We start from the raw sequence: 14,932 nt of genomic DNA, 5'->3' as shown, positions 1-14,932 counted from the left end.
CGTTGAACAGGAACCCGCGACATGCTCAAGGTCCAAGGTCTGAACCAGTATTACGGCGGCTCGCACATCCTGCGCGGGCTGGATTTCGAGGCCAAGCTCGGCGAGGTGACAGTCATCCTCGGGCGCAATGGGGTGGGCAAGACCACGCTGCTGAAGAGCCTGATGGGCGTGGTGCCGATCAAGACCGGCTCGGTCACGCTCGACGGTGCGGACATCTCGAACGACACGCCCTACGACCGCGTGCGCAAGGGCCTCGGTTACGTGCCGCAGGGCCGCGAGATCTTCGGCCGGCTCACGGTCGAGGACAACCTGCTGATGGGGCTGGCGTACAAGAAGGCCAGCGAGCCGATTCCCGCCGAGCTGTTCGAGCTGTTCCCGGTGCTCAAGCAGATGATCCACCGCCGCGGGGGCGACCTGTCGGGCGGGCAGCAGCAGCAGTTGGCGATCGCCCGCGCGCTGGCGGCGGGGCCGAAGCTGCTGATCCTGGACGAGCCGACCGAAGGCATCCAGCCCAGCATCATCAAGGACATCGGCCGCGTGATCCGCATGCTCGCCGACCGGGGGACCATGGCGATCGTGCTGGTGGAGCAGTTCTATGACTTCGCCGCCGAGCTGGCCGACCAGTACCTCGTGATGGAGCGGGGGGAGATCCTTCAGCACGGGCGTGGGAAGGACATGGAGGCCGATGGGGTTCGGCGCTTGATGTCGATCTGAGGAGGTGAGGCGGCTAGACTCTCCCGGATGCCTTCTCTCTCCGCTCCTCTCCACGTCGCCGTCATCGGCGGCGGCCCCGCCGGCCTCATGGCCGCCGAAACCCTCCTCGCCGGTGGCGCCCGCGTCACCCTGTTCGACGCCATGCCCTCCGTCGGCCGCAAGTTCCTGCTCGCCGGCAAGGGCGGCCTGAACCTCACCCACGCCGAGCCGACCGCCACCTTCCGCGCCCGCTACGCCGAACGCCAGCCCGAGGTGTCCGCCTGGCTCGACCGCCTCGACGCCGACGGCCTGCGCGCCTGGGCCGGCGAGCTGGGCATCAGCACCTTCGTCGGCAGCTCCGGCAAGGTGTTCCCGGCCGAGATGAAGGCCGCGCCGCTGCTGCGGGCGTGGCTGCACCGGCTGCGCGTGGCGGGCCTGACGCTGCACATGCGCCACCGCTGGAACGGCGCGCTGACCGCTGCGCCCGCCGAGGCCACCGACGCTGGTCGCTGGACGCTGCAGTTCGACACGCCCGTTGGTGTGAAAACCGTCCACGCCGACGCGGTGGTGCTGGCGCTCGGCGGCGCGAGCTGGGCGCGGCTCGGCTCGGACGGCGCGTGGCAGCCGTGGCTGGCGGGGCAGGGCGTGGACGTGCGCCCGCTCGTGCCGTCCAACTGTGGCTTCGACATCGCCTGGAGCGAGCACCTCAAGGGCAAGCAGGCCGGCGCGCCGCTCAAGGGCGTGCGCCTGACCTTCACCGACCGCCTCGGTCGCCACTTCAGCCGGCTCGGCGAGGCGGTGGTCAGCGCGAAAGGCATCGAGGGCAACCTCGTCTACGCCGCCTCGGCGCTGCTGCGCGACGAGATCGCCGCGAACGGCCATGCTGACATTCACCTCGACCTGCTGCCCGCCAAGGAGCTGCCGACGCTGACCACTGCGCTGGCCAAGGGCCGCGGTGCCCGCTCGATGCCCAACCACCTGAAGGAACAGGCGGGGCTGACCGGCGTGAAGGCGGCGCTGCTGCGCGAAGGTCTGGACGCCGCGCAGTGGACTGTGCTGTGCAGTGACCCGGCGGCGCTGGCGGGTCGCATCAAGGCCCTGCCGCTGCGCCTGACCGCCCCGCGCCCGATCGACGAGTCGATCAGCAGCGCAGGCGGCGTGCGGCTGGAGGCGATGGACGCGGGACTGATGCTCGCGGCGCTGCCCGGCGTGTTCTGCGCCGGTGAGATGCTCGACTGGGAGGCGCCGACCGGTGGCTATCTGCTCACCGCCTGCTTCGCCAGTGGGCGCGTGGCCGGGCAGGGCGCGCTGGACTGGTGGTCTGCGCCGCATTGACCCGGACGAAGCGACAAGCCCCGAGGTTCAGCCCGGGGTCGAGCGTTCAAGCCGGAACGGCTTGTCAAGCGACATGTATGGAAATACAGTTGTCGGATGGAAGCCGTGAAGACCCTCAAGCTGCGCATCAAGGACAAGCACGCGGGCGTGCTGTCCTTGATGGCGCGCGAGGTCAATCAGGTGTGGAACTACTGTAACGAGACCAGTTCGCGGGCGATCCGCGAGCGCGGAAAGTGGCTGAGCGGGTTCGACCTGCAGAAGCTCACGGCCGGGTACTCGAAGTGCGAGGGCGTGCGGATCGGTAGCGCCACGGTGCAACTGGTGTGCGAGGAATACGCCGCCCGGCGCAAGCAGTTCAAGAAGGCCAGGCTCAACTGGCGCGTGTCGAACGCGAAGGCGGCGAAGCATTCGCTGGGCTGGGTGCCGTTCAAGGCGGGCGGCGCGAAGTACAAGGCTGGGCAGATCGCTGTTGTCGGGCACAAGTTCGGCCTGTGGGACAGCTACGGGCTGAGCCGGTTCGATCTGCGCGCAGGATCGTTCTCGCAGGATGCGCGCGGCCGGTGGTACCTGAACGTGTGCGTCAAGGTGGACGTGCCGAAGTCGGCGGGTACCGGGTCGGTCGGGATCGACCTCGGCCTGAAGACCGCGGCGACGTGCTCGGACGGTGAAGAACTGGCGTCCGGCCTGTACCGCAAGCACGAGGGCGCGCTAGGGATCGCCCAGCGGGCGCGCAAGAAGGACCGGGTGCGCGCGATCCACGCGAAGATCGCCAACACGCGCAAGGACGCGATGCACAAGTTCAGCACCGGGCTGGTCGAGCGCAACGCGGCGATCTTCGTCGGGAACGTGCAGGCGAAAGCGATGGTGAAGACCAAGATGGCGAAGTCCACGCTGGACGCCGGATGGGCAATGCTGAAGACGATGCTGGAATACAAGAGCCATGGGGCCGGCATCGTCTTTGAAGAGGTGAACGAAGCCTACACAACCCAGACCTGTTCGCGCTGCGGGGGCATTCCCGCCAGCAGTCCGAAAGGCAGGACAGGTCTGCGAATGAGGCGATGGACATGCTGCGATTGCGGAGCGGAACACCACCGCGACGTGAACGCCGCCAGGAACATCGCCGCGCGCGGACATGCGCGTCTCGCAGGAGGAATCCCCGTCCTTTAGGGCGGGGAGGATGTCAACTGCAGGGGTTCTTGAATCCCCCTAGGGGTAATCACATCCGTGGCAGGTATTCGCGGTCGAGGTCGTCGGAGGGCGTGGTCTGCGCTGGCTCACCGGTCGGGGGCAGCGGCTCCACCGGATCGACCACGTCCGTGAGCAGTGCAGCCGCCGCGCGCACCAGCGGCCAGCTCAGGGTGATACCGGTGCCATCCAGACTTTCCAGACCGAGTGCCAGCAGCGCGGTGCTCTGGAAGCCGGCCAGGGCGGTGTCGAGTCCATGGTGGTCGGTGCTGCGGCAGAACAGGCAGTAGTCGAGGATGGGTCCGGCGATGTGGGTGGCGATGAGCAGCGCCGCGCAGGCGGGCAGGCCGTCCACGAGGATCAGGTGGCGCTGCTCGGCGGCCTTGAGCATGGCCCCCACCATCATCGCCATCTCGAAGCCGCCAAAGGTGGCGAGCGCCTGCACCGGGTCGTCGATCGGGCCGTGCCGGTTCAGGGCAGTCTGGAGCACGGCCAGGGTGTGCTCCAGGGCATCGCGGTCCATTTTCGGGCCGGAGAACACCAGATCGTGCAGCGGTCGCCCCGTGACCCGTGCGATCACCAGCGCCGCCGATTCCCACGCCCCCACCCCCAGCCCCGCGCAGCCCAGCACGTTGCCCGGCAGGGCCTGCGCGATCTCCATGCCGGCACGGATGGCCGCGTTCACTTGGTCGAGCGACATCGCGGCGGTGAGCCGGCAGTTGCGTGTGCCGTGGGCGATCTTGCGCGACAGCACACCGGGGCCGATGGGCAGCGGTGTGGCCAGACCGCAGTCCACGACGCTCACGCTCAGGCCCTGCTGGTGCGCGAACAGGGGCAGCGGGACGCGGTTCTCCAGCACGTCGTGGACCTGCGTGGTGGTGCTGAGGTGCTGTGGCGGGTTGAGATCGACGGCGATGCCATGGTCGCCGACGAACAGCAGCAGTTGCGGCTGGCGCAGTCGGGGCCGCAGTGCGTTCTGCAGCAGGCCGATGCGCAGGGCCAGCGGCAGCAATTCGCCCAGGTGCCCCGCCGTGCTGACCCGGCGCCGCAGCTTGAACTGCAGCGCCTCTTGCAGCGCAGGGTGGTCAGTCGAGGCGATCAGGGGCGTGGCGTCGGTGGGCATGGGCCGGGATTGTGCGCGTGCCCTTGCACGTGGTCAGCGCCGTGCTTGGGGGGAGGGGTTCCGCTCAGCGCAGAAACAGCCGGTACACCGGGTTGTCCGTCTCTTCGACGCAAGGATAGGCCAGCGTGTCGAGGAACTGCTCGAACGTGGCTTCGTCCGCCTCGGGCACCTGGATGCCGACGAGGATGCGGCCGTAGTCGGCGCCCTGGTTGCGGTAGTGGAACAGGCTGATGTTCCAGTCGGGGTGCATGCTCGACAGGAACCGCGTCAGCGCGCCCGGCCGCTCGGGGAACTCGAAGCGGAACAGCCGCTCGTTCACCGCCAGCTCCGAGCGCCCGCCGACGAGGTGCCGCAGGTGGGCCTTGGCCAGCTCGTCGTGCGAGAGGTCGATGGCGGCAAAGCCCTGGGCGGCGAACAGCGCGCCGATCAGCGCCGACTCGCCGCGGCCGGCGGTGCTCAGGCCGACGAAGATGTGCGCCTGGCGCTCGCCGCTGATGCGGTAGTTGAACTCGGTGACGCTGCGCGGGCCGATCAGCGCGCAGAACCGCTTGAACGAGCCGCGCTCCTCGGGAATCGTCACCGCGAACAGCGCCTCGCGCTCCTCGCCCACGTCGGCCCGCTCCGCGACGAAGCGCAGGCGGTCGAAGTTCATGTTGGCGCCGCAGGTGATCGCGACAAACGTCTTGCCGGTGCAGCCTTCGCGGGCCACGTACTGCTTGACGGCCGCCACGGACAACGCGCCGGACGGCTCCAGGATCGAGCGGGTGTCCTGGAACACGTCCTTCATCGCCGCGCAGACGGCGTCGGTGTCCACCACGATGAACTCGTCCACCAGCGCGCGGGCGACGCGGAAGGTCTCCTCGCCGACGAACTTCACCGCCGTGCCATCCGCGAACAAGCCGACATCGTTCAGCCGCACCCGGTGGCCGGCACGCACGGATTGCAGCATCGCGTCGGAGTCCACCGTCTGCACGCCGATGACCTTGATCTCTGGCCGTACCGCCTTGAGGTAGGCGGCCACACCCGAAATCAGCCCACCACCGCCGATGGCGACGAACACCGCGTCGATCGGCCCCTGGTGCTGGCGCAGGATCTCCATGCCGATGGTGCCCTGGCCGGCGATGACGTGCGGATCGTCGAAGGGGTGGACGAAGGTCAGGCCCTCGGCTGCACCGAGCTTCATGGCGTGGTCATAGGCGTCGTTGTAGCTCTCGCCGACCAGAACCACCTCGCCGCCGAGTGCCCGCACGGCATCCACCTTCACCTGTGGTGTCGTCTCCGGCATCACGATCACCGCGCGACAGCCCAGGCGCTTGCTGCTCAGCGCCACCCCTTGCGCGTGGTTGCCGGCGGAGGCACAGATGACGCCGCGGGCGAGCTGCTCCGCGGTCAGGTGCGCCATCTTGTTGTAGGCGCCGCGCAACTTGAAGCTGAACACGGGCTGGTTGTCTTCACGCTTCAGCAGGATCTGGTTGCCCAGCCGGGCAGAGAGGCTGCGGGCGGGGTCCAGCTCGGTCTCGCGTGCCACGTCGTAGACCTTGGCCGTGAGGATGCGTTGGAGGTAGCTGGTCAGCAGGGTCTGGCGCTCGGAGGGCATCATGGAACTCGACGTGACGGCACGGGGTGACGAAAAAAAGCCCGAGGTTTTCACCTCGGGCTCAATCCACCTATGGAGGAGGGTGGAGGAGACAACCGTTGCTTGGGAGTGCCTGATGTTGGAAAAGTTCTAGGGGGCATTCCCAATTGCTTGTTGGAAAGTGTACCAAAGCGAATGCCGTGTTGCAACGCAGCAGCGGCATTCATTTGTGTCTTGTCAGGCGTCTGCAAGTCACAACCCAGCCACAATTCGGCCCTTTCTCCCCCTGCATTTACTCTGAGCGATACCCGTCATGGACTGCACGATCAATTGGATGCCGGCTTCCGGCATGGCGTTTTCAGCCGAAACCGGCAGCGGCCACCTGCTGATGATGGACGGCGCACCCGAGGGCGGTGGCCGCAATCTAGCCCCCCGGCCGATGGAAACCCTGCTCGCCGGGGCGGGCGCCTGCACGGCGTACGACGTGGTGCTGATCCTCAAGCGGGGGCGCCAGCAGGTGCAGGGCTGCCAGGTCAAGGTCCACGCCGACCGTGCCGAGACCGAGCCGAAGGTGTTCACCCGCATCGTCATGCAGTTCATCGTCAGCGGGGTGAAGCTGTCGGAGCCGGCCGTGCGGCGGGCGGTGCAGATGTCCTACGACAAATACTGCTCGGCCACGGCGATGCTGGCGAAAACGGCCGAAATCGAATTGCAGGTCGATGTGGTGGACACCGCTGCGACAGCCGCCTGACCCACCGGATCAGACGCGGTGTGCCGTGGTCGTCATGACCTTGGCCGCAGCCCGCATCAGCCAGCGCACCGGCATGGGCGGGCGCACGCCGCCGGCCTGCTGCGCTGCCTCGGCGTGCGCGATTTCATCGTCGCGCATCTGCCGGACGATGGCGCGAGACGCCAGATCGGCTGCGGGCAGTCGTCCCAGGTGGCTGTCGAGGTGGGCTTCGACCTGGCGCTCGGTTTCGATCACGAAGCCCAGGCTGACCCGATCGCCGAGCCGCGCTGCCACCATGCCGATGGCAAAAGCACCGGCGTACCAGAGCGGGTTGAGCAGCGACTGCCGGTCGCCGAGTTCCCTCAGGCGCTGGGCGGTCCAGGCGAGGTGGTCGGCTTCTTCGCGGGAGGCGGCTTCGAGGTGGGTGCGCAGAGCTGCGTCTTGTGTGCCCAAGGCTTGCGCCGTGTAGAGCGCCTGGGCGCAGACCTCACCGACGTGGTCTACCCGCAACAGCGCACCCGACAAGCGCCGTTCGTTTTCGTCGAGTCCAGCCGGCACCGGCCAGGCATCTGCCTCGGGCTGCGGTGTGGCGCGCTGCGCGTGGGTTTGGCCCCAGAGGGTGCGCAGGCTCTGGTCTGCTGCCGACAGCAGGCGGTCGATCGGCGTGTGCGTTCTCATGCGCGGGCAGTGTAGGCGCCTCGCCTCGCCCCGCATGCTTGTTGCACCATGACAACGCAATGTACCTATTCACGAAGTCCCGCTTGGCAAGCGTTGAACCGGTCTGGTGCAATACTGTCAGCTTCCGATGAGGAGGTCGGCCTGTCCGGGCAGTGTCGTGAGACGACACCTCGCGCTGCAGGACCCTCTAGTTCAACCTAGGAGATATTTGCATGAAGAAGTCTCTGCTCGCTCTCGCCGTTCTGGGCGCATTCGCTGGTGCCGCTTCGGCTCAATCGTCGGTTACGCTGTACGGTCTGATCGATATGGGTGTTGCTCGCATCAATGAGGGTACCTCCAACGGCGTCCTCAATGGCGCCCCGGCAAAGCCGGGCGTGAACACCGTTCAGCAAGGCGCTTCCTCGCGTCTGGGCTTCCGTGGCGTCGAAGACCTGGGTGGTGGTCTGAAGGCTGCGTTCCAGCTCGAACACCGTTTCTTCCCGGACACCGGCGAAATCAACGCCCAGTTCTGGAACGCCCGTTCGACCGTGTCGCTGGCCTCGTCGGCTGGTTCGGTCTATCTGGGTCGTGAATACGTGCCGGCATTCTGGGTGGCCCTGGCGGGCGATCCGTGGGGCTGGGACACCATCGGCCAGTTCAGCTCGTCCTACACGTGGGCTGGCTACCGGTCGGGTGACAGCCTGGGCGGTCTGACCAACGCTTCCAGCATTCGCAACGGCAACACCATTGGCTTCAAGACGGCCAACATGGGCGGCTTCACCGCCGAGCTGGCTGTGTCGGGCAGCGAAGCCAACCGCGGCCTGTACGGCAAGTCGGTCGGCTTCAATGCCCAGTACGCCAACGGCCCGATCTACGTCGGCCTCGGCTTCGACCAGACCAAGAACAACACCGGTGGCACCACCGTGGATCCGCGCCTGGTCGTGGCAACGGTCAAGGGCACCTTCGGTGTCGTGACCCCGAGCCTGACCCTGGCCCAGAGCCGCTCGGCGGCCAACGTCGTGACCAAGGGCATCACCCTGGCCACGGCGATCAAGGTCAGCTCGTCTGGCTCCGTCCGCCTGGGTCTCGCTCGCAACGATCCCGCCGGTGCCGACAACAACAGCACCAAGGCTGCCGTTGGCTACATGCACGGTCTGAGCCCCCGCACGTTCATCTATGGTGACGTGGCGACCGCCAAGACCGACCTGAAGACCCGTTCCACCGGTTTCGACTTCGGTGTGAAGCACTCGTTCTGATGTTGGTGGATGGTGTCTGCCCACAGCGGGCAGGCGCCATCGCACCTCAGTCGAGTCCCAAAAAGCCACCTTCGGGTGGCTTTTTTCATGGGAGACCCCGTCCATGCGCCTGAACACCCCCCTGGTCCATCGAATCGTCCGCCTTGGAAGCCTGGGCGGTGTGCTGGTGGGCGTGCTGGGCTGTACGACGGCGCCGATGCCCGCTGCCGACACGCCCTGGACGATGCAGCGCCTCCCCGGCAAGCGCACCACCGAATACACCCCTGCCCTCCGCGCCGGTCAGCACTGCACCCAGGCCAAGGCCAACCGCTCGGCCAGCCTCTGGCGCCGCGTCCTGCGGCGTGAACCGGAGTCCTGGCGCAGCCTGCAGTTTTCCTGGTGGGTGGACACCCTCAGCCCCGAAGCGACAGTGGCCGATACCGACCGGGATGACGCCTCGGCCCGTCTGGTGCTGGCGTTCGACGGCGATACCTCGCGCCTGTCCGCCCGCAACCAGATGCTGTTCGAACTCGCCCACACCCTCACCGGCGAAGCTCCTCCTTACGCCACGCTGATGTATGTCTGGGACGCCAGTGCCCCCGTCGGTACCATCATCACCAACGGCCGCTCTGACCGCATCCGCAAGATCGTCGTCGAATCCGGCTCCGAGCGCCTGCGCCACTGGCGGCACTACGAGCGTGACGCCCAGGCCGACTTTCTCGCGGCATTCGGTGAAGCCCCTGGCACCCTGATCGGCATGGCCTTCATGACCGACGCCGACAACACCCAGACCCAGGTCGAAGCCTGCTACGGCCCGGCCACCTTGCGCTGAGCTGAGCTGGTCGGGTTTTTCGCGGGCTTTCATTGCTTGCAATTCGGTGATCGCGCTGGCACGCTGCGTCGATGACCGTTTTCCTCCTCCGCCGACTGGCCCAAGGCGTGCTGGTGATGCTGTCCGTGGCCTTGATTGCCTTCATGCTGTTCCGGTATGTGGGTGATCCGGTCGTTTCCATGGTCGGTCAAGACGCCACCCCCGAACAACGCACCCAGCTCCGTGCTGATCTCGGCCTCGACCGCCCCTTCCCCCTGCAGTTCGCCCGCTTCGTCGCCCAGGCCGCGCAAGGCGAGTTCGGCCTGAGCCTGCGCCAGGGCCGCAAAGTCTCCGCGCTGATCGTGGAGCGGCTGCCCGCCACGCTGGAGCTGGCGCTGGTCGCCGCGGTGCTCGCGCTGCTGGTCGGGATTCCGCTGGGGGTGTTCGCGGCGCTGCGGCGCGGGCGCGGGTCGGCGCAGGCGGTGATGCTGTTCTCGCTGCTGGGCGTGTCGCTGCCGACCTTCCTCATCGGCATCCTGCTCATCCTCGTGTTCGCTGTCTGGCTGCACTGGCTGCCCAGCTTCGGCCGCGGTGAACTCGTGGCCCTCGGCGGCTGGCAGACCGGCCTGCTCACGTTCGACGGCTGGCGCCACCTGCTGCTGCCCGCCATCACGCTGTCGATCTTCCAGCTCACGCTGATCCTGCGGTTGGTGCGGGCGGAGATGCTTGAAGTGTTGCGCACTGACTACATTCGCTTTGCCCGCGCCCGCGGCTTGAGCGACCGGGTGGTGCATTTTCGCCACGCTCTGAAGAACACCCTCGTGCCGGTCATCACCATCACCGGCCTGCAACTCGGCTCGTTGATTGCCTTCGCGATCATCACCGAAACCGTCTTCCAGTGGCCCGGCATGGGGCTGCTGTTCATCCAGGCCGTGCAGTTCGCCGACATCCCGGTGATGGCGGCTTACCTGTGTCTGATTGCCTTGATTTTCGTGTTGATCAACATGGCGGTCGATCTGCTGTATGTGGCAGTCGATCCACGCTTGCGGGTGGCGGCGTCCCCTGCGGGCCACTGAAAGGGGTTTCTGCATGGCTGCTTCGATGTTTCCCGTTTCTTCCTTCCTGCTGGCGGGCCTGCTGCTGACCGGCGTGCCACTGGCCCAGGCCGTGACGCTCAAGGTCGCGAACCAGGGTGACGCGGTGTCGATGGACCCGCACTCGCTCAACGAGTCGCTGCAACTGTCCTTCACCGGCAACGTTTACGAGCCGCTGATCGCCCGTGACAAGAAGCTGGGTCTCGTGCCCGGACTGGCCACCGCCTGGAAGCAGACTGCCCCGACCGTGTGGCGCTTCGAGCTGCGGCCTGGCGTGAAATTCCACGACGGTGCGCCCTTCACCGCCGACGACGTGGTGTTCAGCTTCAAGCGTGTGGCGGGCGACGGCTCGGACATGAAGAGCTACACCTCCAGCATCAAGGATGTGCGCAAGGTCAGCGATCTGGTGGTCGAGATCGAGACGCTGACGCCGTTCCCGATCCTGCCGGACGTGTTGACGCTGGTCTACATGATGAACCGCGCCTGGTGCGAGACGAACAAGGCCACGACGCCCGTCGATCGCCGCAAGGGCACCGAGAACCTCGCGTCGTTCAAGGCCAATGGCACCGGACCCTTCCGCGTCAAGGAACGCCAGCCGGGGGCGCGCACGGTGCTGGCGCGGCACTTCGCGTACTGGGACAAGGTCGAGAGCAACGTCGATGAAGTCGTCTTCACCCCGATCGGCAACGACGCGACCCGCGTGGCGGCACTGATGTCGGGCGAGGTGGACGTGATGGAGCCGGTGCCGCTGCAGGACGTGGCGCGGCTGAACAGCAACCCCGCGCTCACCGTGATGCAGGGGCCGGAGCTGCGCACCATCTTCCTCGGCATGGACCAGAAGCGCGACGAGCTGCTGTTTTCCAGCGTCAAGGGCAAGAACCCGTTCAAGGACGTGCGCGTGCGCCAGGCGTTCTACCAGGCCATCGACATCGAGGCGATCCGCAGCCGGGTCATGCGCGGGGCGGCGACACCGACGGCGCTGATGGTCGGGCCGGGTATCAAGGGGTTCGTGCCGGAGATGAACAAGCGGTTGCCCCACGACCCCGAGGCATCGAAGAAGCTGCTGGCCGAGGCGGGCTATCCGTCGGGTTTCGAGCTGACGATGAACTGCCCGAACGACCGCTACGTCAACGACGGCGAGATCTGCCAGGCGGTGGCGTCGGGTCTGGCGAAGGTGGGCGTGAAGATCAACCTGCTGGCCGAGAGCAAGGCCACCTACTTCCAGAAGATCCTCAGCCGCAACACCAGTTTCTACCTGCTGGGCTGGACGCCGGGCACCTACGACGCGCACAACGCCCTGACTTCGCTGATGGCCACGCCGACCGACAAGGGCCAAGGCCAGTTCAACCTGGGCAGCTACAGCAACCCGAAGGTGGACGAGCTTACCCTGAAGATCCAGAGCGAGACCGACCAGACCAAACGCAGCACGATGATCGCCGAAGCCTTCAAGATCCACGCCGATGACATCGGACACCTGCCGCTGCACCAGCAGGCGCTGGCCTGGGGCATGAAGAAGTCGGTGGCGCTGACGCAGCTCGCCGACAACATGATGTTCTTCAAGTGGGTGACCGTGAAACCATGACGGTGGCGACGGCACGCCGCGAGGGCTGGCGCGACAGCGAGGTCTGGCACAGCTTCACGGGTTCTCCTGCGGCGATGGGGGCGGCGGTCGTGTTCGCGGGCTGCTTGATCGCGGCGTTCGGGGCGCCCTGGATTGCGCCGCACAACCCCTTCGACCTCGCCAGTCTGGACCTGATGTCCTCCCGCCTGCCACCCGCATGGTCGGCCGAAGGGCAGCGGCTGTACCCGCTCGGCACCGACGACCAGGGCCGCGACATCCTCTCCGCGGTGATGTATGGCGCCCGCATCTCGCTGCTGGTCGGGATGGCGTCGGTGCTGCTGTCGATGGTGGTCGGGGTCGGGCTGGGGCTACTGGCGGGGTTTGTCGGCGGTCGCACGGACGCGCTGATCATGCGGGTCTGCGACGTGATGCTGTCGTTTCCATCGATCCTGGTGGCGTTGCTGATCGACGGCGTAGGCAAGGCGCTGTGGCCGAACGCGCATGACCTGCTGGCGTTTTCGGTGCTGGTGCTGGCGATCTCGCTGACCGGCTGGGTGCAGTACGCCCGCACCGTGCGCGGCTCGACGCTGGTGGAGCGGCAGAAGGACTATGTGCAGGCGGCGCGGGTGATCGGGGTGGCGCCGCTGCGGATCATGCGTCGGCATGTGCTGCCGAACGTGCTCGGGCCGGTGCTGGTGTTGGCCACCGTGCAGGTGGCCACCGCGATCATCACCGAGGCGACGCTGTCCTTCCTCGGCGTCGGGGTGCCGCCGACCTCGCCGAGCCTGGGCACGCTGATCCGCACCGGCAACGATTTCCTGTTCTCCGGCGAGTGGTGGATCACGGTGTTTCCGGGCGCGATGCTGGTGCTGATCGCGCTGAGCGTGAACCTGCTGGGCGACTGGCTGCGCGATGTCCTCAACCCGCGGCTGCGGTGATGTCCTGGTGACCCCTTTGACCCCTTTGCTTGAAGTCGATCACCTGCGGGTGGAATTTGCGCATCGCCACGGCGCGCTGCGGGCCTTGGACGACGTGTCGTTCAGCCTCGCGGCGGGCGAGATCCTCGGCGTGGTCGGCGAGTCTGGCGCGGGCAAGTCGCTGACCGGCGCGGCCATCATCGGCCTGCTCGATCCGCCCGGCCGCATCGCCGCAGGCGAGATCCGGTTCGACGGGCGCCGCATCGACCACCTGCCGCCCGACGAGATGCGGAAGATTCGCGGCCGGCAGATCGGCATGGTGTTTCAAGACCCGCTGACCTCGCTGAACCCACTGTTCACGGTCGGGCAGCAGCTCGTCGAAACCATCCAGGTACACCTCGGTTTCGACCGGCAGGCGGCGCGGGCGCGGGCCGTGCAACTGCTCGCCGACACCGGCATCCCCGCGCCCGAGCTGCGGCTGGAGCACTACCCGCACCAGTTCTCCGGCGGGATGCGCCAGCGGGTGGTGATCGCGCTGGCGCTGGCCGCCGAGCCACGGCTGATCATCGCGGACGAGCCGACGACGGCGCTCGACGTGTCGATCCAGGCGCAGATCATCGCCTTGCTGAAGCGCGTCTGCCGCGAGCGCGGCGCGGCGGTGATGCTGATCACGCATGACATGGGCGTGATCGCCGAGACCTGCGACCGGGTGGCGGTGATGTACGCCGGGCGTGTGGCCGAGATCGGGCCGGTCGGCGCGCTGATCCACCGGCCGGCGCATCCGTACAGCGTCGGCCTGATGGGCGCGATCCCGTCGATGGACGAGGACCGCGAGCGGCTGCTGCAGATCGACGGCGCGATGCCGCGGCTGAACGCGATGCCGAGCGGCTGTGCGTTTCACCCACGCTGCGAGCGTGTGATCGACCGCTGCCGCAGCGAGCGGCCCGAGCTGATGGCGACGACGGGCGAGACCCGCGCCGCCTGCTGGCGGGTGTCGCCTGTGCAGGAGGTGGCATGACAGCGCCGCTCGTGGAAGTCCACGATCTGGCGAAGACCTTCGATGTCTCGGCGCCGTGGCTGAACCGGGTGATCGAGCGCCGGCCGCGGCAGTGGGTCCATGCGGTCGATGGCGTGAGTTTCGAGATTCCGCGTGGGCAGACGCTGGCGCTGGTGGGCGAATCCGGCTGCGGCAAGAGCACGGTGGCTCGGCTGCTGGTGGGTCTGCACGCGCCGACTCGGGGAGAGGTGCGGATCGACGGCCAGCCGCTGCACGCCACGCTCGCCACGCCGCAAGGGCAGGCGCTGCGGCGTCGGCTGCAGATGATTTTCCAGGATCCGTATGCGAGCCTGAACCCGCGCTGGACGGTGGCGGACATCGTCGGTGAGCCGCTGCTGGAGCACGGCTTGCTGACCGACCGCGCCGCGCTGCGCGAGCGGGCCGCCGAGTTGCTGACGCAGGTGGGATTGGCCGGTGCCGACCTTGACCGCTTTCCGCACCAGTTCTCAGGCGGTCAGCGTCAGCGGGTGTCGATCGCCCGTGCGCTGGCGACCAGCCCCGAGTTCCTGGTGTGCGACGAGCCGACCTCGGCGCTCGATGTGTCGGTGCAGGCGCAGGTGCTCAACCTGATGAAGGATCTGCAGCGCGAGCGCGGGCTTACCTACCTCTTCATCTCGCACAACCTCGCGGTGGTGCGGCATGTGAGCGACCGGGTGGGCGTGATGTACCTCGGGCGGCTGGTCGAGGTGGCGGACAAGCGGACCTTGTTCGCCCAGCCGCGCCACCCGTACACGCGGATGCTGCTGGACGCGATCCCGGACATTCACATGACCGGTCGTGCCAGGACACCAGTGCAGGGTGAAGTGCCGGACGCGCTGAACCCGCCCGCCGGCTGTGCGTTCAATCCGCGCTGTCCGCACGCCAATGCCCGCTGCCGGGCGGAGCGGCCGGCGCTGATCGAGGCGGATGGCGTGCGCGTGGCGTGTCACGCGGTGGAAGAGCGCCGGATCTGAGCCGG

The 14,932-nt window shown here is 67.4% G+C and carries 14 protein-coding genes; 11 read left to right on the top strand and 3 right to left on the bottom strand.

The genetic code is table 11. The annotated features are described in order from the left end of the window. Nucleotides 1-21: 21 nt before the first annotated feature. The 3 genes from urtE to QZW52_RS04285 all read left to right on the top strand — a co-directional run bounded on the left by urtE (nt 22) and on the right by QZW52_RS04285 (nt 3,195). On the top strand, nt 22-714 hold the full coding sequence (gene urtE, locus QZW52_RS04295; RefSeq protein ID WP_293995690.1) for an urea ABC transporter ATP-binding subunit UrtE: 693 nt from the start codon (nt 22-24) through the stop codon (nt 712-714). Between the two features lie 27 nt (nt 715-741). Further along, a complete protein-coding gene (locus QZW52_RS04290) occupies nt 742-2,028 on the top strand; it encodes a TIGR03862 family flavoprotein (RefSeq protein WP_293995689.1) in 1,287 nt (428 codons plus the stop codon). A gap of 96 nt (nt 2,029-2,124) precedes the next feature. Continuing rightward, nucleotides 2,125-3,195 carry an RNA-guided endonuclease InsQ/TnpB family protein gene (locus QZW52_RS04285; RefSeq protein WP_293995688.1) on the top strand — a complete coding sequence of 357 codons (1,071 nt, stop codon included), beginning with the start codon at nt 2,125-2,127 and terminating at the stop codon, nt 3,193-3,195. Between the two features lie 49 nt (nt 3,196-3,244). Here QZW52_RS04285 and QZW52_RS04280 read toward each other — a convergent pair whose 3' ends face one another. Further along, on the bottom strand, nt 3,245-4,336 hold the full coding sequence (locus QZW52_RS04280) for a nicotinate-nucleotide--dimethylbenzimidazole phosphoribosyltransferase (RefSeq protein WP_293995687.1): 1,092 nt from the start codon (nt 4,334-4,336) through the stop codon (nt 3,245-3,247). A gap of 64 nt (nt 4,337-4,400) precedes the next feature. Further along, a complete protein-coding gene (ilvA, locus tag QZW52_RS04275) occupies nt 4,401-5,933 on the bottom strand; it encodes a threonine ammonia-lyase, biosynthetic (RefSeq protein ID WP_293995686.1) in 1,533 nt (510 codons plus the stop codon). 292 nt (nt 5,934-6,225) lie between these two features. Here ilvA and QZW52_RS04270 point away from each other — a divergent pair, with 292 nt between their 5' ends. After that, entirely contained in the window at nt 6,226-6,663 is a 438-nt protein-coding gene (locus tag QZW52_RS04270; RefSeq protein WP_293995684.1) for an OsmC family protein, read from the top strand. A gap of 9 nt (nt 6,664-6,672) precedes the next feature. On the opposite strand, the gene coq7 is transcribed toward QZW52_RS04270, so the two are convergent. Continuing rightward, on the bottom strand, nt 6,673-7,320 hold the full coding sequence (coq7, locus tag QZW52_RS04265) for a 2-polyprenyl-3-methyl-6-methoxy-1,4-benzoquinone monooxygenase (RefSeq protein WP_293995682.1): 648 nt from the start codon (nt 7,318-7,320) through the stop codon (nt 6,673-6,675). A 212-nt stretch (nt 7,321-7,532) separates the two neighbouring features. Here coq7 and QZW52_RS04260 point away from each other — a divergent pair, with 212 nt between their 5' ends. The 7 genes from QZW52_RS04260 (at nt 7,533) to QZW52_RS04230 (ending at nt 14,927) form a co-directional block, all read left to right on the top strand. Beyond that, nucleotides 7,533-8,555: a porin gene (locus QZW52_RS04260; protein ID WP_293995680.1), complete on the top strand. Its 1,023-nt coding sequence runs from the start codon at nt 7,533-7,535 to the stop codon at nt 8,553-8,555. A gap of 103 nt (nt 8,556-8,658) precedes the next feature. After that, nucleotides 8,659-9,366, top strand: a complete 708-nt coding sequence (locus tag QZW52_RS04255; RefSeq protein WP_293995678.1) for a DUF3047 domain-containing protein — start codon at nt 8,659-8,661, stop codon at nt 9,364-9,366. A 71-nt stretch (nt 9,367-9,437) separates the two neighbouring features. After that, complete coding sequence (locus QZW52_RS04250; RefSeq protein ID WP_293995676.1) at nt 9,438-10,421, top strand: ABC transporter permease; 984 nt, start codon at nt 9,438-9,440, stop codon at nt 10,419-10,421. Nucleotides 10,422-10,446: 25 nt separating this feature from the next. Beyond that, nucleotides 10,447-12,021: an ABC transporter substrate-binding protein gene (locus tag QZW52_RS04245; RefSeq protein WP_293995711.1), complete on the top strand. Its 1,575-nt coding sequence runs from the start codon at nt 10,447-10,449 to the stop codon at nt 12,019-12,021. Next, nucleotides 12,018-12,938 carry an ABC transporter permease gene (locus tag QZW52_RS04240; RefSeq protein WP_293995673.1) on the top strand — a complete coding sequence of 307 codons (921 nt, stop codon included), beginning with the start codon at nt 12,018-12,020 and terminating at the stop codon, nt 12,936-12,938. The genes QZW52_RS04245 and QZW52_RS04240 overlap by 4 nt, the downstream gene beginning before the upstream one ends. Continuing rightward, nucleotides 12,913-13,935 carry an ABC transporter ATP-binding protein gene (locus tag QZW52_RS04235; protein ID WP_293995671.1) on the top strand — a complete coding sequence of 341 codons (1,023 nt, stop codon included), beginning with the start codon at nt 12,913-12,915 and terminating at the stop codon, nt 13,933-13,935. Before QZW52_RS04240 ends, QZW52_RS04235 begins: the two co-directional genes overlap by 26 nt. Beyond that, nucleotides 13,932-14,927, top strand: a complete 996-nt coding sequence (locus tag QZW52_RS04230) for an ABC transporter ATP-binding protein (protein WP_293995670.1) — start codon at nt 13,932-13,934, stop codon at nt 14,925-14,927. Before QZW52_RS04235 ends, QZW52_RS04230 begins: the two co-directional genes overlap by 4 nt. Nucleotides 14,928-14,932: the final 5 nt, after the last annotated feature.

Source organism: Sphaerotilus sp., assembly GCF_013299175.1.
In the GTDB taxonomy this organism is placed as follows: Bacteria; Pseudomonadota; Gammaproteobacteria; order Burkholderiales; family Burkholderiaceae_C; genus Sphaerotilus.
This window is presented reverse-complemented; position numbering and strand designations above follow the sequence as displayed.

Bases quoted from the DNA above. Each gene is read 5' to 3' on its own strand.
- urtE (WP_293995690.1), top strand. From the start codon at position 22: ATGCTCAAGGTCCAAGGTCTGAACCAGTATTACGGCGGCTCGCACATC.
- QZW52_RS04290 (WP_293995689.1), top strand. From the start codon at position 742: ATGCCTTCTCTCTCCGCTCCTCTCCACGTCGCCGTCATCGGCGGCGGC.
- QZW52_RS04285 (WP_293995688.1), top strand. From the start codon at position 2,125: ATGGAAGCCGTGAAGACCCTCAAGCTGCGCATCAAGGACAAGCACGCG.
- QZW52_RS04280 (WP_293995687.1), bottom strand. From the start codon at position 4,336: ATGCCCACCGACGCCACGCCCCTGATCGCCTCGACTGACCACCCTGCG.
- ilvA (WP_293995686.1), bottom strand. From the start codon at position 5,933: ATGCCCTCCGAGCGCCAGACCCTGCTGACCAGCTACCTCCAACGCATC.
- QZW52_RS04270 (WP_293995684.1), top strand. From the start codon at position 6,226: ATGGACTGCACGATCAATTGGATGCCGGCTTCCGGCATGGCGTTTTCA.
- coq7 (WP_293995682.1), bottom strand. From the start codon at position 7,320: ATGAGAACGCACACGCCGATCGACCGCCTGCTGTCGGCAGCAGACCAG.
- QZW52_RS04260 (WP_293995680.1), top strand. From the start codon at position 7,533: ATGAAGAAGTCTCTGCTCGCTCTCGCCGTTCTGGGCGCATTCGCTGGT.
- QZW52_RS04255 (WP_293995678.1), top strand. From the start codon at position 8,659: ATGCGCCTGAACACCCCCCTGGTCCATCGAATCGTCCGCCTTGGAAGC.
- QZW52_RS04250 (WP_293995676.1), top strand. From the start codon at position 9,438: ATGACCGTTTTCCTCCTCCGCCGACTGGCCCAAGGCGTGCTGGTGATG.
- QZW52_RS04245 (WP_293995711.1), top strand. From the start codon at position 10,447: ATGTTTCCCGTTTCTTCCTTCCTGCTGGCGGGCCTGCTGCTGACCGGC.
- QZW52_RS04240 (WP_293995673.1), top strand. From the start codon at position 12,018: ATGACGGTGGCGACGGCACGCCGCGAGGGCTGGCGCGACAGCGAGGTC.
- QZW52_RS04235 (WP_293995671.1), top strand. From the start codon at position 12,913: ATGTCCTCAACCCGCGGCTGCGGTGATGTCCTGGTGACCCCTTTGACC.
- QZW52_RS04230 (WP_293995670.1), top strand. From the start codon at position 13,932: ATGACAGCGCCGCTCGTGGAAGTCCACGATCTGGCGAAGACCTTCGAT.